Origin of the sequence: Dryocola baronae, from assembly GCF_051297175.1 — a bacterium.
Lineage (GTDB): Bacteria > Pseudomonadota > Gammaproteobacteria > Enterobacterales > Enterobacteriaceae > Dryocola.
The window spans coordinates 4,086,367-4,106,220 of sequence record NZ_JBINNY010000001.1 but is presented as its reverse complement, the minus strand read 5'-3'; the positions used below and the strand labels follow the sequence as shown (position 1 = coordinate 4,106,220).

At 62.1% G+C, this 19,854-nt stretch carries 16 protein-coding genes and 1 pseudogene; 14 read left to right on the top strand and 3 right to left on the bottom strand.

Going from position 1 to position 19,854, the window contains the following annotated elements; translation table 11 throughout:
- Nucleotide 1: 1 nt before the first annotated feature.
- A complete protein-coding gene (locus ACSPHG_RS19430) occupies nucleotides 2-1,585 on the bottom strand; it encodes a gamma-glutamyltransferase family protein (RefSeq protein ID WP_435955111.1) in 1,584 nt (527 codons plus the stop codon).
- 119 nt (nucleotides 1,586-1,704) lie between these two features.
- On the opposite strand from ACSPHG_RS19430, the gene ACSPHG_RS19425 reads away from it, so the two are divergent.
- From ACSPHG_RS19425 to ACSPHG_RS19365, 13 genes and pseudogenes are all read left to right on the top strand, one after another.
- Complete coding sequence (locus ACSPHG_RS19425; RefSeq protein ID WP_435955110.1) at nucleotides 1,705-2,544, top strand: MurR/RpiR family transcriptional regulator; 840 nt, start codon at nucleotides 1,705-1,707, stop codon at nucleotides 2,542-2,544.
- A 203-nt stretch (nucleotides 2,545-2,747) separates the two neighbouring features.
- Nucleotides 2,748-3,989: a pyridoxal-phosphate-dependent aminotransferase family protein gene (locus ACSPHG_RS19420; protein ID WP_435955108.1), complete on the top strand. Its 1,242-nt coding sequence runs from the start codon at nucleotides 2,748-2,750 to the stop codon at nucleotides 3,987-3,989.
- Nucleotides 3,990-4,003: 14 nt separating this feature from the next.
- Nucleotides 4,004-5,239, top strand: a pseudogene (hpxK, locus tag ACSPHG_RS19415) (allantoate amidohydrolase); the annotation flags it as partial.
- The gene (gene uraD / locus ACSPHG_RS19410) at nucleotides 5,228-5,740 is read left to right on the top strand and encodes a 2-oxo-4-hydroxy-4-carboxy-5-ureidoimidazoline decarboxylase (protein ID WP_435956066.1); all 513 of its coding nucleotides are present in this window, start codon (nucleotides 5,228-5,230) and stop codon (nucleotides 5,738-5,740) included. The pseudogene hpxK and the gene uraD, both read left to right, overlap by 12 nt.
- A complete protein-coding gene (gene uraH / locus ACSPHG_RS19405; RefSeq protein ID WP_435955107.1) occupies nucleotides 5,737-6,072 on the top strand; it encodes a hydroxyisourate hydrolase in 336 nt (111 codons plus the stop codon). The genes uraD and uraH overlap by 4 nt, the downstream gene beginning before the upstream one ends.
- Nucleotides 6,073-6,098: 26 nt before the next feature.
- Nucleotides 6,099-7,439, top strand: a complete 1,341-nt coding sequence (locus tag ACSPHG_RS19400) for a nucleobase:cation symporter-2 family protein (protein ID WP_435955106.1) — start codon at nucleotides 6,099-6,101, stop codon at nucleotides 7,437-7,439.
- Between the two features lie 377 nt (nucleotides 7,440-7,816).
- Nucleotides 7,817-8,536 (top strand): FadR/GntR family transcriptional regulator, encoded by a 720-nt coding sequence (locus tag ACSPHG_RS19395; protein ID WP_435955105.1) that lies wholly within the window; start codon nucleotides 7,817-7,819, stop codon nucleotides 8,534-8,536.
- Nucleotides 8,533-9,546, top strand: a complete 1,014-nt coding sequence (locus ACSPHG_RS19390; protein WP_435955104.1) for an ABC transporter ATP-binding protein — start codon at nucleotides 8,533-8,535, stop codon at nucleotides 9,544-9,546. Before ACSPHG_RS19395 ends, ACSPHG_RS19390 begins: the two co-directional genes overlap by 4 nt.
- Complete coding sequence (locus ACSPHG_RS19385; protein ID WP_435955103.1) at nucleotides 9,543-10,607, top strand: ABC transporter ATP-binding protein; 1,065 nt, start codon at nucleotides 9,543-9,545, stop codon at nucleotides 10,605-10,607. Before ACSPHG_RS19390 ends, ACSPHG_RS19385 begins: the two co-directional genes overlap by 4 nt.
- 21 nt (nucleotides 10,608-10,628) lie before the next feature.
- Nucleotides 10,629-12,143, top strand: a complete 1,515-nt coding sequence (locus ACSPHG_RS19380; RefSeq protein WP_435955102.1) for an ABC transporter substrate-binding protein — start codon at nucleotides 10,629-10,631, stop codon at nucleotides 12,141-12,143.
- 21 nt (nucleotides 12,144-12,164) lie between these two features.
- The gene (locus ACSPHG_RS19375; RefSeq protein WP_435955101.1) at nucleotides 12,165-13,106 is read left to right on the top strand and encodes an ABC transporter permease; all 942 of its coding nucleotides are present in this window, start codon (nucleotides 12,165-12,167) and stop codon (nucleotides 13,104-13,106) included.
- Nucleotides 13,107-13,108: 2 nt separating this feature from the next.
- The gene (locus ACSPHG_RS19370; protein ID WP_435955100.1) at nucleotides 13,109-13,984 is read left to right on the top strand and encodes an ABC transporter permease; all 876 of its coding nucleotides are present in this window, start codon (nucleotides 13,109-13,111) and stop codon (nucleotides 13,982-13,984) included.
- A 15-nt stretch (nucleotides 13,985-13,999) separates the two neighbouring features.
- Nucleotides 14,000-15,601, top strand: a complete 1,602-nt coding sequence (locus ACSPHG_RS19365) for a gamma-glutamyltransferase family protein (RefSeq protein WP_435955098.1) — start codon at nucleotides 14,000-14,002, stop codon at nucleotides 15,599-15,601.
- A 75-nt stretch (nucleotides 15,602-15,676) separates the two neighbouring features.
- Here the strand turns inward: ACSPHG_RS19365 and ACSPHG_RS19360 are convergent, their stop codons facing one another.
- Both ACSPHG_RS19360 and fadE read right to left on the bottom strand, forming a co-directional pair.
- Nucleotides 15,677-16,444 carry an amidohydrolase gene (locus ACSPHG_RS19360; RefSeq protein WP_435955097.1) on the bottom strand — a complete coding sequence of 256 codons (768 nt, stop codon included), beginning with the start codon at nucleotides 16,442-16,444 and terminating at the stop codon, nucleotides 15,677-15,679.
- Nucleotides 16,445-16,553: 109 nt separating this feature from the next.
- Nucleotides 16,554-18,998: an acyl-CoA dehydrogenase FadE gene (gene fadE / locus ACSPHG_RS19355; RefSeq protein ID WP_435955096.1), complete on the bottom strand. Its 2,445-nt coding sequence runs from the start codon at nucleotides 18,996-18,998 to the stop codon at nucleotides 16,554-16,556.
- A gap of 215 nt (nucleotides 18,999-19,213) precedes the next feature.
- Here fadE and lpcA point away from each other — a divergent pair, with 215 nt between their 5' ends.
- Nucleotides 19,214-19,795 carry a D-sedoheptulose 7-phosphate isomerase gene (gene lpcA, locus ACSPHG_RS19350; protein ID WP_435955095.1) on the top strand — a complete coding sequence of 194 codons (582 nt, stop codon included), beginning with the start codon at nucleotides 19,214-19,216 and terminating at the stop codon, nucleotides 19,793-19,795.
- Nucleotides 19,796-19,854 lie beyond the last annotated feature (59 nt).

Below are 19,854 nucleotides of genomic sequence, written 5' to 3'. Positions count from 1 at the left end.
CTTAGAATCCGGCGGCGCTGCCGTTGCTGCGCGGGTCCCACGCGCCTTCGAGCATGCCGTTGGTGTGGCGCACGATGGCACCGGCGTGGCCTACCGCCTCGCTAAAGGCGGGCAGCGTCTCTACGTCGTGGCCCAGGCTGCGCAGGGTGGCGAAGGTTTCGGGGCTGAATCTGTCCTCAAGCTTCAGGCTGTCGGAGGCCTGGCCCCAGGTTCGGCCCAGCAGCCAGCGCGGGGCGCTGACCACAGACTGAAGCGGCATGCCCTGAACGACGTGGCGGGTGAAAATGGCGGCCTGGGTCTGCGGCTGCCCGTCGCCGCCCATCGATCCGTAAACCATCACGCGCCCATCGGCGAGCCGCGCCGCGGCGGGGTTAAGCGTGTGAAAAGGCTGTTTGCCCGGCGCAAGCGCCAGTAGGTGTTGAGGATTGAGGCTGAACGCCGCGCCGCGGTTTTGCCACAGCACGCCGCTTTTCGGCAGCACCACGCCGCTGCCAAACTCGTGGTAAATGCTCTGGATAAACGACACCGCCAGCCCGCCGTTGTCGATAACGCCCATCCACACCGTGTCGCCGGGGCCTTTGCCGGAGCCCCACGCGGCGGCTTTGCCATCGTCGATTTGCCCGGCAAGGGCGGCGAGCGGCTCCGGCTCCAGCAGGCTCTGAATCGAGGTGGTGATATGGCGCGGGTCGGTGATATAGCGGTCGCGCAGCGCGAAGGCTTTTTTGGTCGCCTCCACGATGCGGTGCACGGTCTGCGCCTCGTCGGCTTCGTCCATCGCCAGACTATCGGTGATGCCGAGGATCGCCAGCGACACCAGCCCCTGGGTCGGCGGCGTCATATTGTAGATATCGCCATGCCGGTGGTTCAGGTGCAGCGGAATGCGGCGCTTTGCACGCTGGGCGGCAAGATCCTGATAGCTTATCGGCATTCCCAGACCGCTCAGCTCCTCGGCCATCAGCGCGGCGAGCGGGCCACGATAAAAGCTTTCAAGCCCCTCAACGGTCAGACGTGACAGCGTTTCAGCTAGCTTCGGCTGGGTAAAGCGGCTGCCGGGGCGGGGAATTTCGCCGCGCGCGAGAAAGGTTTCCGCAAAGCCCGGCATCTCCACCAGCTCGGCGTACTTGCCGTGCGTGGCGTCCGTCTGCGACTGGGTTACGGGAATGCCGTCGGCGGCGTAGCGAATCGCATCCGCCAGCAGTCGGGAAAGGGGAAGCTGCCCGCCGCCAAGCTGCGCGGAGACCTTCAGCGCCTCCTCCCAGCCGCTTATCGTTCCCGGCACGGTTAATGCAGACTTTGGCCCACGGTGGGGGATCGTCTGCTCTCCGGAATAAAAATCGAAGGTGGCGAGCGAGCCCGCCGCGCCGCTGGCGTCAATGGCAATCGGCTCGCCCTCGGGCGGCACGATAAGCCAGAAGCCGTCGCCGCCAATGCCGTTCATGTGCGGATAAACGACGGCGATGGTTGCGGCGGCGGCCACCATCGCCTCGATTGCGTCGCCGCCGTGGCGTAAGACAGAAAGCGCCGTTTCACTGGCGAGATGGTGCGGCGTTACCGCCATGCCCGAGGGCGCCATATTGCTTTGCATCCGTTGTTATCTCTTTGCAGCAGGGGGCCAGGCGTTAAGCCAAGCAAGAGCTGTTCCAGGTTGACGGGCGGCGCAGGCGTGTGTCAGGCTCGCATGAAACAAAAGTTACAGGAGTCATTGTGAAACAGTTAGATGAGCGGCTGCGCGCTTCATACGACCAGCTTTCCCCACAGGAACAACGGGTTGCGTCGTTTATCGTCGATCATTTTGATGACCTGATTAGCTACAATAGCGCCGAGCTTGCGCGCCTATCCGGCGTCTCCAAGGCCACGGTGAGCCGCCTGTTCAAGCGCCTCGGCTACGACCGCTACAAGGACATGCGCGAGGAGCTGCGTACCCTGCGCCAGAGCGGAATGCCGCTCACCGAAAACCGTGACGCGGTGCAGGGCAACACCCTGCTGGCCCGTCATTACAAGCAGGAAATGGCGAACCTGACGCACTGGGTGAACGCGCTGGATACCCAGCAGTTTGCCGAAGTGGTGGCAGCACTTGTGAACGGCAGGCGCGTGTTTATCATCGGAATGCGCAACTCGTGGCCGGTGGCGATGCACCTGCGCCAGCAGCTTTTGCAAAGCCGCAGCGACGTTTACCTGCTGCCGCAGCCGGGGCAGACGCTGGGCGAGGAGCTGGTAGATATCGGCGAGCAGGACTGCGTGGTGGTGATTGCGTTTCGCCGCCGTCCGCGCATCATCAGGCCGCTGCTGGAAAACCTCCACGCGCGCGGCGTTCCGCTATTGGTGATGAGCGAGGCGCAGGCGTCGGGTCTTTCGGCACATTGCCGCTGGCATCTGGCCGCGCCGCTGGAAAGCGTGTCCGCCTTCGACAGCTACAGCAGCGCGATGAGCCTCGTCAATCTGCTGGCGAACGCCGTGCTGCACGAGGCGCTGACCACCGGGCGGCAGCGCATCCATCAGATTGCCGATCTCTACGGCGAACTCGACGAGCTGGAACAGCGCTAGCGCACCGAAAAGGTGCGATTGCACGCTGCGGGTGAGCCGTTCTGGTTCACCCTTCAGTAACCCTTACATCTGGCGAAACGCCTGAATTACCCGCGCCTTCCTGCCCCACATAATTTCTGGTCACTTTTCCCGCGTCGTGGCACATTAGTTGCAAAACCCTCCCCTAAGAATCTTTTGTTTCATACAGAATAAAAGGAACTGCCATGTCGACTCATCAGGAGTATTCACAGGTCAACCCGCCGCACCGCCTGCTCATGGGGCCGGGGCCGATTAACGCCGACCCGCGCGTGCTGCGCGCGATGGCAAGCCAGCTTGTCGGGCAGTACGACCCGGTAATGACCGGCTACATGAACGAAGTGATGGCGCTGTACCGCGAGCTTTTCCGCACGCAAAACCGCTGGACCATGCTGGTGGACGGCACCTCGCGCGCGGGCATCGAAGCGATTTTAGTTTCCGCTATTCGCCCCGGCGACCGGGTGCTGGTGCCGGTGTTTGGTCGCTTCGGACATCTGCTGTGCGAGATTGCCCGCCGCTGCCGCGCGGAGGTTCACACGATTGAAGTGCCGTGGGGCCAGGTCTTTACGCCGGAGCAGATAGAAGACGCGATCAAAACCGTGAAGCCGCGCCTGCTGCTGACGGTGCAGGGCGATACGTCGACCACCATGCTGCAACCGCTCGCGGAGCTGGGCGACATTTGCCGCCGCCACGGCGTGCTGTTTTACACCGATGCGACCGCCTCATTCGGCGGCAACGCGCTCGAAACCGACGCCTGGGGCCTGGATGCGGTATCCGCCGGGCTGCAAAAATGCCTCGGCGGCCCGTCCGGCAGCTCGCCGATTACCCTGAGCGAAAAAATGGAACAGGTCATTCGCCGCCGTAAATGCGTTGAAGAGGGCATCCGCAACGCCTCGCACCGGGACGGCGACGACGAAATGATCTACTCCAACTATTTCGATCTCGGCATGGTGATGGACTACTGGGGGCCGGAGCGCTTAAACCATCACACCGAAGCCACCAGCATGCTGTTTGCCGCCCGCGAATGCGCGCGCGTGATCCTGGAAGAAGGGTTGGAGCGCGGCATTGCCCGTCACGAACTTAACGGCCGCGCGCTGCTCGCCGGTATCCAGGGGATGGGCCTTGAAACCTTCGGCGACCTGAACCACAAAATGAACAACGTCCTCGGCGTGGTTATCCCTTCGGCGGTACACGGCGAGGAGGTGCGCAAAATGCTGCTGGAAGACTTCCACATCGAAATCGGCACCTCGTTCGGGCCGCTGCAGGGCAAAATCTGGCGCATCGGCACCATGGGCTATAACGCCCGCAAAGACTGCGTGCTGCAAACGCTGACCGCGCTCGAAGCGGTGCTGAACCGGCTTGGGTTCAAATCGACGCAGGGCGCGGCGATGCAGGCGGCATGGGACGTCTACGCACGGGAAACCCGCTGATGGTCAAACTTATGATGAGTCCCGATGAGGCCGCCGCGGCGGCCCGTCGCGTCATGCTGCGGGCGGACGAGCTTGCGGCAATCAGCGAAACGCCGGACGGCCTGACGCGCGTCTACCTTTCGCCGGAGCATCTGCACGCCAACCGCCTGGTGGCGGGCTGGATGGAACAAATCGGCATGACCACCTGGCAGGACGCGGTGGGCAACGTCTGCGGCCGCTACGAAGGGGCAGGCGAGGGCGCGCCCGCCATCCTGCTTGGCTCGCATCTGGATACCGTGCGCAACGCCGGGCGCTACGACGGCATGCTCGGCGTGCTGGCCGCGCTTGAGGTCGTCGCCTTTCTTTATCGGCACGATATGCAGCTGGAGCAGGCGATTGAAATCGTCGGCTTCGGCGATGAAGAGGGCACGCGATTTGGCGTCACGCTGCTGGGCAGCCGGGGCATTACCGGCACCTGGCCCGACGGCTGGCTCGCCTGCGAAGACGCCGCGGGGATTAGCGTGGCACAGGCGCTGGTGAACGCCGGGCTCGACCCGTCGCGCATCGGCAGCGCCGCCCGTCGTCCGGAAGCGTTCAGCGCCTACCTGGAGCTGCACATCGAACAGGGGCCGGTGCTGGAGCGGGAAGATCTCGCCCTTGGCGTCGTCACCGCCATCAACGGCGCGCGCCGTCTGCACTGCCGCTTTACCGGCGAGGCCGGGCACGCCGGAACGGTGCCGATGTCGATTCGCAAAGACGCGCTGGCCGCCGCCGCGAAGTGGATGGTCGCGGTCGAAAATATCACCCGCGAGCACGGCCCGGATCTCGTTGCCACCGTCGGCACGATACGCTGCGCGCCGGGGGCGGTGAACGTCATTCCCGGCGAGGTGCAGCTGACGCTGGACGTGCGCAGCCCGCAGGATGCCAGCCTGGATGCCCTGCTCGACGGGCTGCTTGCCGAAGCCGACGTCATTGCCGCCGAGCGCGGAATCACCTTTAGCTCGGAAACCTACTACTCGATCCCGGCGACACCGTGTGACGCCTCGCTACGGGCGCAGCTTTGCGCCGCGCTGGGTGAAGTGCAGGGCAGAAGCCTGTTGCTGCCGAGCGGCGCGGGTCACGACGCTATTGCGATTGCCGACCGCTGGCCGGTGGGCATGCTGTTCGTGCGCTGCGACCGGGGCATCAGCCATCATCCGGCGGAAGCGGTTATGGAATCCGACGTGGCGCTCGCGGTAACGGCCTATACCCAGGCCGTTGTGCGGCTGGCCCGCTCCCCGCTTAGCGCCTTTAACGCCATGTCAGAAGCGGAAGCGCTGGGCCTGATCGCGCCGTGCGTGGCGCTGCCGGCCTGGACAAAAAGCGTGGTCGACGCGCGGCCCTACGACTCGCTTGATGATTTATTAACGCACGCCGAGCGGCTCTCGCGCCCCTGGGGACGTCACGACCTCCGGCTCGCGCTTTCCACGCACCCGCGCATTGGCGAAAAGCCGCAGGGCAGCAGCCAGGAAGCCGCGCTTTCTCGCGGCGAGCAGGCCGCCGTGAATAGCCAGAACGACGCGCTCACACTGGCTCTTGCTCAGGGAAATGCGCGGTACGAAGCGCGATTTGGCCGCGTCTTTTTGATTCGCGCCAGCGGCCGCACGGGCGAAGAAATCCTCGCGGAGCTGCATCGCCGCCTGAATAACTCGCCCGAACACGAAGAGGCCGAGGCGCTCGAACAGCTGCGCCAGATAACCTTGCTACGTCTTGAAGGAGCTTTAGCCCGATGAGCCAGCTCAGCACCCACGTGCTCGATACCGCGCTTGGCAAACCCGCCGTCGGGGTTGCCATCCGCCTTGAATACCAGCTTGCGCACGGCTGGGAAATCATCGGCGAAGGCCAGACGGACGCCGACGGACGGCTTAAAGATCTGGTTTCCGCCCCGCTTAACGCCGGGCGCTATCGGCTGACGGCGGAGATCGGCCTGTATTTCGCCGCCACGCTGCGCGAAACGCTGTATCCCACCGCGCAAATCGATTTTGTCATTCCTGAAAGCGGCGGGCACTACCACCTGCCGTTCCTGATCTCTCCCTGGTCGTGGTCAACCTACCGCGGCAGCTGATTCACATTCACAAACGGAAGGGCAGCATGAAACAAAACACTCGCGCCTGCGCGCACCCGGAAGACCAGCGTTACCCGGCGGTGAAGACCTTTGCCTGGGGGTTACAACACGTATTGACGATGTACGGCGGGATCATCGCTCCGCCGTTAATCATCGGCAGCGCGGCGGGGCTGGGTGCGGCTGACATTGGCCTGCTGGTCACCGCGGCTTTGTTTATCAGCGGGCTATCCACGCTGCTGCAATCCTTCGGGCTGCCCTTTTTTGGTTCGCGCCTGCCGCTGGTGCAGGGCGTTTCTTTTGCGGGCGTGGCGACGATGGTCACGCTGGTGAGCGGCGGCGGCGGGCTGCCGGTGGTGTTCGGGGCGGTTATCGCCTCTTCAGTCCTCGGCCTGCTCATCACGCCTTTTTTCGCGCAGATTATTCGCTTCTTCCCGCCGGTGGTGACCGGCTGCGTGATCACCGTGATCGGCCTGTCGCTGATGCCGGTTGCCGCACGCTGGGCGATGGGCGGCAACATGAAGGCGGCTGACTGGGGCGCGCCTTCCAATATCGGCCTTGCGGCGCTGACGCTCGGCGTGATTCTGCTGCTTAACCGCCTCGGGCGCGGCAGCGTAACGCGGATTGCGGTGCTGGCGGCGATGGTAATCGGCACGCTGGTGGCGGTGGCAACGGGACAGGCGAACTTCAGCGGCGTGTTCGACGGCGACTGGCTGGCGATGCCGACGCTGTTCGCCTTCGGTTCGCCGGTATTTAACGGCGCGGCGATACTGTCGATGTTTCTGATAGTTCTGGTGCTGCTCACGGAGACAACCGCCGGGCTGATGGCGATTGGCGAAATCGTTGGCACCGAGGTGGACGGCAGGCGCATCGCCAACGGCCTGCGTGCCGACATGCTGACCAGCGCGATTGCGCCGGTGTTTAACTCCTTCCCGCAAAGCGCCTTCGCGCAGAATATCGGCCTGGTCGCGCTGACGGGCATCAAAAGCCGCTTTGTGGTGAGCGCGGGCGGGGCGATCCTCGTGGTACTGGGCCTGCTGCCGGTGCTGGGCAGAATCATCGCCTGCATTCCGATGCCGGTATTGGGCGGCGCGGGCGTGGTGCTTTTTGGCTCGGTGGCGGCAAGCGGCATCCGCACGCTGGCGAAGGTGGACTATCGGGAAAACATGAACCTTGTCGTCGTCGCCACGGCGCTGGCGTTTGGCATGATCCCCATCGTGATGCCGACCTTCTACGACCGCTTCCCCGACTGGGTTCACACGCTGCTGCATTCCGGTATCAGCGCCACCTGCCTGGTCGCATTTGTGCTGAATATTCTTTTCAATACCCGCCTGTTCCCCTCACGCCGCCGCCTGCCCGAAGCGTCCTGAACCTTTCCGCTAAATATCTTGTTACAGCAGCGCGCGCCGTTTCGTCGCGCCGCTGTATTTAACAAATATAAAACAATTGCGCATCATTAAGATCCAATAAGTTAACATTTGCACATCATTGGTGCGTTATTTGCACTGTTTTTGTGCGTTTTATGCTCTTGATAACGCGCTTACTCATCCCTGTGAACCAATCTAAATAAATAATTTCACTTTATTATCAGTCGTTTAGTGATTTTTATTGGTTTTTTTATGAACCATTTAGAAATTGGTTCGACTATTGCAAGTCATTAGCACGGTAAGCAATGAGGCCAATGGCCCATAACTTATTGTTTAAAAACTATAAATAAAAGTGATGACCGACGATAGCAGGCAATCCTATGACAAAAACCTCCCGGTTTCTGGCAAATTCCAGTTCCGCGTTAGAACAGCTGCGGGCGTTGATCCAATCCCATGAATCGACGCCGGGGATCTCTTTGCCCACCGAGCGCGAGCTTAGCGAAAGGCTGGGCGTGGGGCGTCGTGAAATCCGCCGCGCGCTGGACGTGCTGGAAGAAGAGGGGCGCATCTGGCGCAAGCAGGGGAAAGGGACGTTTATCGGCCCCGCCGCGCCCGTCGAACCCCTTGCGCTTCAAGGCTTGCTACAGCAAACCAATCTGCACGAGGTGATGGAAGCGCGCCTACAGCTTGAACCCGGGCTTGCCCGTCTGGCGGCACTGCGCGCCACCGGCGAGCAGATTGCGCTGATGGCACGCCTGATCGAGCGCATCGAGCAGGTCAGCCCGAGCGACCCGGATCTCAACGAGCTGTGGGACAGCGCCTTTCACCGGGCGATTGCCGAAGCGGCGGGCAACCGGCTGATGCTCGGCCTGTTTGATGCGATTGACGCCGTGCGCCGCGAGCCGAGCTGGCAGCACCTGCGCGAGCTGGCCCGTACCCCGGCGCGCGTCACCCGCTATGACGATCATCATCAGAATATCCTCAAACACATCGCCGCGCGCCAGCCCGTAGAAGCGGCGGCCGCGATGCACGAACACCTCCTTGATTTGCAGCAGGCGCTTATTCAGGCCATCAACCATCAGGAAATCACCAGCCTATGACGACGATCCCTCTGAATCCGCCCGCGCCGGTCCTGCGTCTGCGCAACCTGAACGTAAAATTTAGCGGCTCGCCGGTCAGCGTGCTGGACGGCATAACCCTGACGCTGAAAGCCGGGGAAACGCTGGCGCTGGTGGGAGAGTCCGGCTGCGGCAAAAGCATTACCTCCCTTGCGCTGATGGGCCTGCTGCCCGCAAGCGCGCAGATTGTCAGCGGGGAGATGCAGTTTAACCATTACGACCTGCGCAGCCTGTCGCCGCGCGAGTACGCCGACATTCGCGGCAACGAGCTGGCAATGATTTTCCAGGAGCCGATGACATCGCTAAACCCGGCTTTTACGCTGGGCGACCAGCTTAGCGAGGCGGTGATGCGCCACCGCAGGGTGAACCGCCGTGAGGCGATGGCGGCGGCGCTGGCGATTCTGGAAAAGGTACAGATCCCGGCTCCGGCCATGCGCCTGAAAGCCTATCCGCACCAGCTTTCCGGCGGCATGCGCCAGCGCGTGATGATCGCCATGGCGCTGATCAACCGCCCGCAGCTGCTGATTGCCGATGAGCCAACCACCGCGCTGGACGTCACGATCCAGGCGCAGATCCTTTCCCTGCTCAATACCCTAAAAGAAGAAACCGGCACGGCGGTGCTGATGATCACCCACGATCTGGGCGTGGTGGCGGAAGTCGCCCAGCACGTCGCCGTGATGTACGCAGGACAGGTGGTGGAAAGCGGCAGCGTGGAGACGATTTTTGCCGATCCGCAGCATCCTTACACCATCGGCCTGATGGGGTCGATTCCTTCCCTCGGTGCCCGTAAAGGCGCGCTTGCCACTATTCCCGGCTCGGTTCCTTTACCGGAAGCGATGCCGAAAGGCTGCCGGTTTGCAACCCGCTGCCCGTTTGCCGAACCCCGCTGCCATCAGCACAAGCCCGCGCTGCAAAACATGGGCGCTCATCACCAGGTGGCCTGCTTCCGCGCGCCGCTTGAACAGCACATCGCGCTGGGAGAAATCGCATGACGACGCCGATCCTTGAATGTCTGGAACTGAGCAAAGCCTTTGCCGGGCCGAAGCGGCTGTTTACCCGCAACACGCAGGTGACGGCGGTCGATCGCATTTCGCTGAAGGTCTGGCCGGGCGAAACGCTGGCGATCGTCGGCGAATCCGGCTCCGGAAAATCCACGCTCGGCAGGCTGCTGCTGCGCCTGCTGGCTCCGACGCAGGGGCAGGTTTTCTACCAGGGCGAGGACATTACTCAGGTTGACGCGGCCCGTTTAAACCAGCTGCGCCGCGAGCTGCAAATCATTTTCCAGGACCCGTTTGCCTCGCTTAACCCGCGCATGACCGTGGAAGATATCGTGGGCGAGCCGCTGTGGCTGCACCAGAAAATGAGCCGGGCTGACCGCACGCACCGCGTGGCCGAGCTGCTGAAAACCGTTGGCCTGCCCGCGGCCTGGTCCCGGCGCTATCCGCACGAGTTTTCCGGCGGCCAGCGTCAGCGTATCGGCATCGCCCGCGCGCTGGCGTCCGGCCCGAAGCTGCTGCTGGGCGATGAGCCGGTTTCAGCGCTCGACGTTTCCGTGCAGGCGCAGGTGGTGAACCTGCTGGAAAGCCTTAAGGAGCAGTTCGGCCTGACGATGATTATCGTCGCCCACGGGCTGGCGGTGATCCGCCACATGAGCGACCGCGTGGCGGTGATGTATCTCGGGCAGATTGTCGAGCTGGCCCACGTCGATGACATCTTCGATGCGCCTTTACACCCTTACACCCAGGCGCTGATCGCCTCCGCCCCGCAGATGCAGCCCGGCGCGCCGCGTCAGGCGCCTTTGCTTCAGGGCGATTTACCGAACCCGTCCGACCCGCCGAGCGGCTGCCGTTTTCACACCCGCTGCCCGCACGCCAAAGAAGAGTGCACCCAGCGTGAGCCGATCGTGCAGGTGCTGGACGGCGGGCGGCAGGTGGCCTGCCACCGCTGGCAGGAAATTAACCGCGACCGCAGCGTTATCCACATTGCGCCGCCGTCGAGCGCTTTCTTGCGTCGCCGCGCGCTGTTTGAACAGGCGGCATCTCAACAATCCTGACCCCTCTGGAGAAGAACAACAATGAAATTGCAAAAAGCCGTCGTGACCGCGCTGGGAAGTGTGTTGTTGCTGGGCGCGAGCGCCCAGACGTATGCCGAAAGCGTGCTGCGCATCGGTTTGGGCGCTGACCCGGACATGCTCGACCCCCATCAGGCGCGCACCTACTACGGGCGCTTTGTGTTTGCCGCGATGTGTGACCGACTGGTGGACGTGGATGAAAATCTGAAGGTGGTGCCGGGCCTTGCAAAGGACTGGACGTGGAACGACGAGGGCAAAACGCTGACCCTGAACCTGCGCGAGGGCGTGACCTTCCACGACGGCGAAAAGTTTGACGCCGAAGCGGTGAAGTACAACCTCGACCGCGCGATGACCATGCCCGGCTCGCTGCGCAAAAGCGACCTGTCGTCCGTGGCGTCCGTGGAGGTGAAAACCCCGACGCAGGTGGTGCTGCACCTGAAATCGCCGGACGCGGCGCTGCTGAGCCAGCTTACCGACCGCGCGGGGGCGATGCTTGCGCCAAAAGCGGCGGCCAAAGCGGATTTTGCCGCGCACCCGGTTTGTTCCGGCCCGTACCAGTTTGAAAGCCGCGTGTCGCAGGACCGCATCGTGCTCAAGCGCTTTGATAACTACTGGAACAAGGGCGCATACCACTTCGATAAGGTGGTTTTCCTGCCGATCCCTGACGCCTCCGTGCGCCTTGCCAACCTGCGCGCGGGCGACCTCGACGTTACCGAAGGCATCGCCGCAAGCGATGTGAAAACCGTGGAGGCCGACGGCAGGCTGAGCCTCGCGAAAGTGACCGGCCTCGGCTATCAGGGCATCACCTTCAACATCAACAACGGCAAGGTGCCGACTAACGATCCGTTCAAAGACGCCCGCGTGCGCGAAGCGTTCTCGCTTGCCATCGACCGCGATGCGCTCAACCAGGTGGTATTTGAAGGGCTGTACGCGCCGTCCAACCAGGGTTTATCCACCGTTAGCCCTTACCACGTGAAGCTACCGGTCGCGCCGCGCGACGTGGAGAAAGCCAAAGCGCTGCTTAAGGAAGCGGGCATCAATGGGCCGCTGAACGTGTCGCTGCTGGTGCCGAACAACCCGACGTCGCAGCAGGTGGGCCAGGTGCTACAGGCGATGACCGCCGAAGCGGGCATTAACCTTAATCTGCAAATGACCGAGTTCGCCACGCTGCTCGACCGCCAGCAGAGCGGGGACTATCAGCTGAGCCTGTCCGGCTGGTCCGGTCGCCCCGATCCGGACGGCAGCCTGTTCGCGTTTATCAACAGCAAAGGCAACCTCAACGACGGGCGCTACAGCAGCCCGCAGGTGGACGAATGGCTGATTCAGGCGCGTCAGAGCAACGATCCGGCCACCCGCCAGGCGCTGTACGACAAAGTGGTCAAGCAGCTGCAAACCGATACGCCGATTGCCTACCTCTATTTTGAGCCGCGCATTTTCGGGCTGAACAAAAAGGTGCAGGGCTTTAAGCCGTACCCGGACGGCATCGTGCGTCTGGCTGGCCTGACGCTCGCCCAATAACCCAAGCGGCCTGGAGACCTTATGCTGGAACTGATATGCAAACGCCTGCTGCTGGCCATTCCGACGCTGCTTATCGTCAGCGTAATGGTCTTTGGCCTGCAAAAGCTGCTGCCGGGCGATCCGCTGATCGCCATGGCGGGGGAGGAGCGCGACCCGGCGGTGATCGCCCAGCTGCGTGAAGAGCTGCACCTCAACGACCCGATACCGCTGCAATATTTTCACTGGCTGACCAACGCGCTGCAGGGCGATCTGGGCATGTCGCTGCGCACCCACGAGCCGGTCACCACGCTGATTGCCAGCAAGCTGCCGGTGACGCTTGAGCTGTCGCTGCTGGCGATGATTATCGCGCTGCTGGTGGGCATCAGCATGGGGATCGTCGCGGCGGTGCACAAAAATAGCTGGATCGACCACGGGACGAACTTTGTGGCGATCTCGGGGATCTCGGTGCCGCACTTCTGGCTCGGCATCCTGCTGATCCTCGTCTTTTCGGTCAACCTCCAGTGGCTGCCCGCTTCCGGCTTCGTGCCGTTTAGCGAGGACGCGCTGCAAAACCTGCGCACGCTGCTGCTGCCCGCGCTGGTGCTGGGAACGGGGCTTGCGGCGACGTTAATGCGCCACACCAGGGCGTCGATGATCGCCGTTCTCAAAGCCGACTATATCCGTACCGCTCGCGCCAAAGGGCTGCTGCCGAAGCGCGTCATTCTCAAGCACGCGTTCCGCAACGCGCTGGTGCCGGTTATCACGCTCACCACGCTGTTGTTTGGCGAACTGCTGGGCGGCGCGGTGCTCACCGAGCAGGTGTTCACCATTCCCGGCTTCGGCAAAATGATCGTCGACTCGGTGTTTAACCGCGACTACGCCGTGGTGCAGGGCGTGGTGCTGGTGGTCGCCATCGGCTTCCTGGTGCTCAACCTGGCGGCGGACGTGCTCTATGTCCTTATCAACCCGAAAATGCGGAGCTAAGCATGGCTGAACTGACCATAACCGGCGTGGCGGTAAGCGCGCCGAAAACGCCCAACCGCGTGCTGAAGAAGTTCCTCGCGAATAAGAGCGCGATGATTGGCGCGGCGATCGTCGGCGTCTTCGTGCTCATCGCGCTGCTTGCGCCGTGGATCGCGCCGTTCGATCCGGTGAAGGCTAACTTCCTGGCGGTGCGCAAGCCGCCTTCAGAGCTTTACTGGTTTGGCACCGACGAGCTGGGTCGCGACATTCTCTCCCGCATCGTCTGGGGTGCGCGAACGTCGCTGCTGGCGGGCTGCATTTCCGTGCTGATCGCCGTGGTTATCGGCGTGCCGCTCGGTCTGATCGCCGGCTATTTTCAGGGGATCTGGGACGGGGTTATCTCGCGGTTTATCGAAGCGCTGCTTGCCTGCCCGTTTCTGATCATGGCGATCGCGCTGGGGGCGTTTTTAGGCCCGAGCCTGAGCAACGCGATGATCGCCATCGGCCTGTCGGCGATGCCGATCTTCGCCCGCCTGACGCGCGGGCAGGTGATCGCCATTCGCAACGAAGAGTATATCGACGGCGCGCGGGCCATCGGCCTGCCGGACCGCTGGATAATCATCCGCTACGTGCTGCCCAACGTGATGTCGCCGATTCTGGTGCAGTCCACGCTTGCGATTGCCGCCGCGATCATCACCGAGGCGAGCCTGTCGTTTCTCGGCCTCGGCCAGCAGCCGCCAAACCCTTCCTGGGGGGCGATGCTTAACACCGCAAAAGGCTTCCTGGAGCAGGCTCCGTGGATGTCGATTTTCCCCGGCGTCGCCATTTTTCTGACGGTACAGGGTTTCAACCTATTGGGCGACGGGCTGCGCGACGCGCTTGACCCTCGCAACGATTAACACGCAGGAGTCGTGATGAAAGAAACAATCGATTTTCAGGTGGGCTATCCCTCTTATCGTCCGGCCATGATGGGCCGCAACGCCGTTACTACCTCGCAGCCGCTGGCGGCACAGGCGGGTCTGCGCATGCTGCTCCAGGGCGGCAACGCCGTGGACGCCGCGATTGCCAGCGCCATGGCGCTAACCGTGGTGGAGCCGACCGGCTGCGGCATCGGCAGCGACGCTTACGCCATCGTCTGGGACGGCAAGCAGCTTCACGCGCTGAACGCCACCGGCCGCGCGCCGGCGGCCTGGCACCACGACCATTTCGCGCAGCATAAAACCATGCCGGAAATCGGCTGGGACGCGGTCACCGTGCCGGGCGCGGTGTCCGGCTGGGTGGCGCTGGCGGAGCGCTTCGGCACGCTGCCGCTGACCACGCTTGCCGAGCCTGCGATTGAATACGCGCGCGGCGGCTTCCCGGTTTCACCGCTAATCGGCGAGCTTTGGGAGCGCGGCTACAAAAAATTAAAAGACCAGCCGGGCTTTAGCGAATGCTTCGCGCCGCAGGGGCGAGCGCCGAAAATAGGCGAGATATTCCGTAACCCGGCGCAGGCCGATACGCTGGAAAAAATAGCCGCCACCAACGGCGAAGCCTTCTACCACGGCGAGCTGGCGCAGAAAATCGCGGCCTTTGCGCAGGAGCACGGCGCGCATCTGAGCAAAGACGATCTGGCGAACCATAAGGCCGACTGGGTTGAGCTGCTGTCGAAGGACTTTGCCGACGGTTCCGTACACGAGCTGCCGCCGAACGGGCAGGGCATCGCGACGCTTATCGCGTTGGGAATTCTGGAGCAGTGGGATATCGGCCGCTACGGCGCGGATTCCGTGGAGACGCTGCACCTGTCCATCGAGGCGATGAAGCTGGCGCTGGCGGATCTCGACCGCTACGTGGCGGACGAAGATCACATGGAGTTCGCGGCGAAACACCTGCTGAGCGACGAGTACCTGAAGATGCGCGCGAAGCTTATCGACGCGGAGAAGGTGAGCGATTTTACCTTCGGTTCGCCGACCCAGAGCGGCACGGTTTATCTGTCCACCGCCGACGCCAGCGGCATGATGGTGTCGTTTATCCAGTCTAACTTTATGGGCTTCGGCTCCGGCATCGTGGTGCCGGGCACCGGCATCAGCCTGCAAAACCGCGGCGCGGGGTTCGTGACGGATAAAGATCACCCGAACTGCGTGGCGGGCAGCAAGCGCCCGTTCCACACCATTATTCCCGCGTTCGCGCTGGATAAGGACGGGCAGCCGCTGATGTCGTTCGGCGTGATGGGCGGGCCGATGCAGGCGCAGGGGCATCTGCAAATGGCGATCCGCATTATGCTGCACAAGCAGAACCCGCAGGCGGCCATCGATGCGCCGCGCTGGCGCGTGGTGCAGGGCAGAGAGGTGGTGGTGGAATCAACGATGGATCGCAATACCATCGCCGCGCTGCGCGAGCGGGGCCATACCGTCGTGGTGGAAGACCCGCTGCAGGCCTACAACTTCGGCGGCGCGCAGATTATCGTGCGCGCGCCGGAGGGGCACTATATCGCCGCGACGGAAAGCCGTAAGGACGGGCAGGCTTTGGTGTATTGATTTGTTTTTTCGTAGGGCGGGTAAGCGTTAGCGCCACCCGCCGCAACATGTCGGTTGGCGCTGCGCTTATCCGACCTACAGACTAAACGGATCCGCATCCTGCCAGGCCGGGAACTTCTCCCGGTATTCCTGCAACGCAATCAGCGATAAATCCGCATCAAGCCTTGTGGCCTGGTGCGCTTCGGCGTGGGCGAGGATTTCGCCCTGCGGGCTGATGATTTTGCTGTCGCCGCGATAGTGGTGCCCGTTGCCGTCGGTGCCGACGCGGTTGCAGCCCGCGACGTAGGCCTGGTTTTCGATAGCGCGGGCCACCAGCAGGCTTTGCCAGTGCAGGGAGCGCGGGGCGGGCCAGTTGGCGACGTAGAGCGCGAGATCGTAATCGTTACGGTTGCGCGACCAGACCGGGAAACGTAGGTCGTAGCAGACCAGCGGCAGAATGCGCCAGCCGCGCCACTCCACCACCACGCGATCAACGCCCGCCTGATAATGATGGTGCTCGTCCGCCATGCGGAACAGGTGGCGCTTGTCGTAGAAGTGAACCTTGCCGTCCGGCTGCACCAGCAGGAAGCGGTTCACCGGCCCGCGTTCGGTTTGCAGCGCGGCGCTGCCCGCGATCATCGCCTGGGTTTGCTGCGCCTTAAACTGCATCCAGTCGATCACCTCCTCTTCCGCCAGCGACTGCTTCGCCGCCTCCATCGCGAAACCGGTGGTGAACATCTCGGGCAGAATAATCAGGTCGCGACCGCGAATGCCGTCGAGCAGCACGTCAAAATGACGCAGGTTGGCCGCGCCATCCATCCAGACAAGCGGCTGTTGCAGAAGTGAAATTTTCAAACCAGACACGATGAGCGGCCCCATAAATTACGCTATTTCTTTCACTGTAGCATGAGTTCACCGGCTTTTGTGGGCAATAAAAAACCCCGCAGAGCGGGGTTTTGAGCGCCAGGACAGCTTACGCGGCTTCAATTTTGCGGAGTTTTTCCGGCAGCTTTACCGGCTGGGTAGCCAGCGCCTCCGGGTCAAACTCGTCAACGTTGATGCTGCGCAGACGGCTGGCTTCCGCTTTGGTGAGAATAGCGGCCTCGTCGGCGCTGATTTTCCCTTCCGCCAGCCAAATTTTGGCCTGCTCATCAAGACGCGTGAACGGCAGGTTGCGGTTCGTTTCTTTGCAGACGCGCAGGTGGATTGGCTCGGCGGCCATGACGTCCATCAGCGCCTGCTCCAGCAGACCGGCCGGGTTGAACTCGCTCGGCGTCAGGTACTGGCCGCGGCCAATGCGTGAACGCGTGGCTGAAGGCACCTGCATAATCTTCGCGAGCTTGTGGTCCAGTTTGTCAGACGGCGCGTCGTAACGGCGGCCCATCGGGAAGATGGCGAAGCGCAACACGCCTGCCACGAAGCCGTTCGGGAAGTTACGCAGCAGATCGTCAATCGCCTGCTCGGCCTGGAAGAGCGCATCCTGCACGCCCCAGTGGACCAGCGGCAGATCCGCCTCGTTGCGGCCTTCATCTTCGTAGCGTTTCAGCACGGCGGAAGCCAGATAGAGCTGGCTCAGCACGTCGCCTAAGCGGGCGGAGATGCGTTCGCGACGCTTCAGGCTGCCGCCCAGCACCGCCATAGAGACATCCGACAGCAGCGCAAGGTTGGCGCTCAGGCGGTTCAGGTGCTGGTAGTAGCGCTTGGTGGCGTCACGGGTTGGCGTAGCGCTGGTCAGGCCGTTGGTCAGGCCCAGCCACAGGCTACGCATCTTGTTGCTGCCAACGTGGCCGATGTGTTTAAACAGCAGTCTGTCGAAGGCTTTCACATCGTTGTTCTGCGCGGCGGCCATTTCTTCGAGCACGTAAGGGTGGCAGCGAATCGCCCCCTGGCCGAAGATGATCATGCTGCGGGTCAGGATGTTCGCGCCTTCAACCGTGATAGCGATCGGCGCGCCCTGGTAGGCACGGGCCACGAAGTTAGACTCGCCGAGCATGATGCCTTTCCCGCCGACGATATCCATCGCGTCGAGGATGGCGCGCTGGCCGCGGTGGGTACAGTGATATTTCACAATTGCCGACAGCACCGCCGGTTTTTCACCGAGCACGATCCCGTAGGTAATCAGCGAGGCGGCGGCGTCCATGACGTATGCGTTACCCGCAATGCGCGCCAGCGGCTCTTCGATACCTTCCATTTTGCCGATGGAGATTCTGAACTGGCGGCGAATGTGGGCATACGCGCCGGTCGCCATGGCGATGGATTTCAGGCTGCCCGTAGAGTTAGACGGCAGGGTGATGCCGCGCCCGACCGACAGACATTCCACCAGCATGCGCCAGCCCTGGCCCGCCATTTCCGGCCCGCCGATAATAAAGTCGATAGGCACGAAGATATCTTTGCCGCGCGTCGGGCCGTTCTGGAACGGTACGTTGAGCGGGAAGTGGCGCTTGCCGATTTCGACGCCCGGCGTGTGCGTTGGGATCAGCGCGCAGGTAATGCCGAGGTCTTCTTCTTTACCCAGCAGATGGTCCGGGTCGGAAAGCTTGAAAGCCAGGCCCAGCACGGTGGCGATTGGTGCAAGCGTAATGTAGCGCTTGTTCCAGGTCAGGCGCATGCCCAGCACCTGCTTGCCCTGCCATTCGCCCATGCACACCACGCCGGTATCCGGAATCGCACCGGCGTCTGAACCTGCTTCCGGGCTGGTCAGCGCGAAGCAAGGGATCTCCTGCCCGCGGGCCAGGCGCGGTAAATAGTGATCTTTCTGCTCTTGTGTCCCGTAATGCTGGAGCAGCTCGCCCGGGCCTAAGGAGTTAGGCACGCCGACGGTGATCGCGAGGATCCCGGAAACGCCGGACAGTTTTTGCAGCACGCGAGCCTGAGCGTAGGCCGAGAACTCCAGCCCGCCGTACTCTTTCTTGATGATCATCGCGAAGAAGCGATGCTCTTTGAGGTACGCCCACAGCTCCGGCGGCAAATCGGCCAGCTCGTGGGTAATCTGGTAGTCGTTCGCCATGCGGCAGGCTTCTTCAACCGGGCCGTCGATAAACGCCTGTTCTTCGGCGGTCAGCTTCGGCTGCGGGTAGTTATGCAGCTTTTCCCAGTCCGGCTTGCCGCGGAACAGATCGCCTTCCCACCAGGTGGTGCCCGCGTCAATCGCCTCTTTTTCAGTACGCGACATCGGCGGCATGACTTTACGGAAGCCCTTGAACACCGGCGCGGAAATCAACGCTTTACGCAGCGGCGTGAATACCAGCGGGAACAGCACGATGGCGACGGGAACCAGCACCCAGAATGACCAGATACCGGCGAAACCTAATGCGGCCGTCCACGCCAGGAGAATCGCGCTGCTGAGCAGCAAATTGACCTGGTGATAAAACAGCACGCCGAGCAGCACTACGGTTGCAACAACACTCAAAATCAACATAAAGAAAGCTCCCTTGCTTGTAGGAGGTCTGACCACTTGTGATGTATTGGTTTTAGTGCATGTGCATTTTTTTATCAATGTGTTTACAAAATAATTACAACCTTGCTCACATTGTTGCCGCACGGATCCATAAAAGCACCAGGTTATGGCGCTTCTCGCGCTATCCGGTAAACTGCTGGAGTTTACTCAATCAATAAATACTGAAGGACATCCTCATGTACCAGGATCTTATTCGTAACGAATTGAATGAAGCAGCCGAGACGCTGGCTAACTTCCTGAAAGATGACGCTAACATCCACGCCATTCAGCGCGCGGCGGTTCTGCTGGCGGACAGCTTTAAAGCAGGCGGTAAAGTGCTGTCATGCGGCAACGGCGGCTCCCACTGCGACGCCATGCACTTCGCCGAAGAGCTGACGGGTCGCTACCGCGAAAACCGTCCGGGCTACCCGGCAATTGCTATTTCTGACGTGAGCCACATCTCCTGCGTCAGCAACGATTTTGGCTACGACTACATTTTCTCACGCTATCTCGAAGCGGTAGGTCGTGAGGGCGACGTGCTGCTGGGGATCTCCACCTCCGGCAACTCTGCTAACGTCATTAAAGCTATCGAAGCCGCGCGCGCGAAGGGCATGAAGGTGATTACGCTGACCGGTAAAGACGGCGGCAAAATGGCGGGGACGGCGGATATCGAAATTCGCGTGCCGCACTTCGGCTACGCTGACCGCATTCAGGAAATCCACATTAAAGTGATTCATATCCTGATTCAGCTGATCGAAAAAGAGATGGTTAAGGCTTAAGCTTCAGTCTCCCGGTGATTTTGTAGGGCGGATAAGCCTGCGCCATCCGCCGCCGATGC

Bases quoted from the DNA above. Each gene is read 5' to 3' on its own strand.
- ACSPHG_RS19395 (WP_435955105.1), top strand. From the start codon at position 7,817: ATGACAAAAACCTCCCGGTTTCTGGCAAATTCCAGTTCCGCGTTAGAA.
- ACSPHG_RS19420 (WP_435955108.1), top strand. From the start codon at position 2,748: ATGTCGACTCATCAGGAGTATTCACAGGTCAACCCGCCGCACCGCCTG.
- ACSPHG_RS19385 (WP_435955103.1), top strand. From the start codon at position 9,543: ATGACGACGCCGATCCTTGAATGTCTGGAACTGAGCAAAGCCTTTGCC.
- lpcA (WP_435955095.1), top strand. From the start codon at position 19,214: ATGTACCAGGATCTTATTCGTAACGAATTGAATGAAGCAGCCGAGACG.
- uraH (WP_435955107.1), top strand. From the start codon at position 5,737: ATGAGCCAGCTCAGCACCCACGTGCTCGATACCGCGCTTGGCAAACCC.
- ACSPHG_RS19365 (WP_435955098.1), top strand. From the start codon at position 14,000: ATGAAAGAAACAATCGATTTTCAGGTGGGCTATCCCTCTTATCGTCCG.
- ACSPHG_RS19430 (WP_435955111.1), bottom strand. From the start codon at position 1,585: ATGCAAAGCAATATGGCGCCCTCGGGCATGGCGGTAACGCCGCACCAT.
- ACSPHG_RS19375 (WP_435955101.1), top strand. From the start codon at position 12,165: ATGCTGGAACTGATATGCAAACGCCTGCTGCTGGCCATTCCGACGCTG.
- ACSPHG_RS19390 (WP_435955104.1), top strand. From the start codon at position 8,533: ATGACGACGATCCCTCTGAATCCGCCCGCGCCGGTCCTGCGTCTGCGC.
- ACSPHG_RS19370 (WP_435955100.1), top strand. From the start codon at position 13,109: ATGGCTGAACTGACCATAACCGGCGTGGCGGTAAGCGCGCCGAAAACG.
- fadE (WP_435955096.1), bottom strand. From the start codon at position 18,998: ATGTTGATTTTGAGTGTTGTTGCAACCGTAGTGCTGCTCGGCGTGCTG.
- ACSPHG_RS19400 (WP_435955106.1), top strand. From the start codon at position 6,099: ATGAAACAAAACACTCGCGCCTGCGCGCACCCGGAAGACCAGCGTTAC.
- ACSPHG_RS19380 (WP_435955102.1), top strand. From the start codon at position 10,629: ATGAAATTGCAAAAAGCCGTCGTGACCGCGCTGGGAAGTGTGTTGTTG.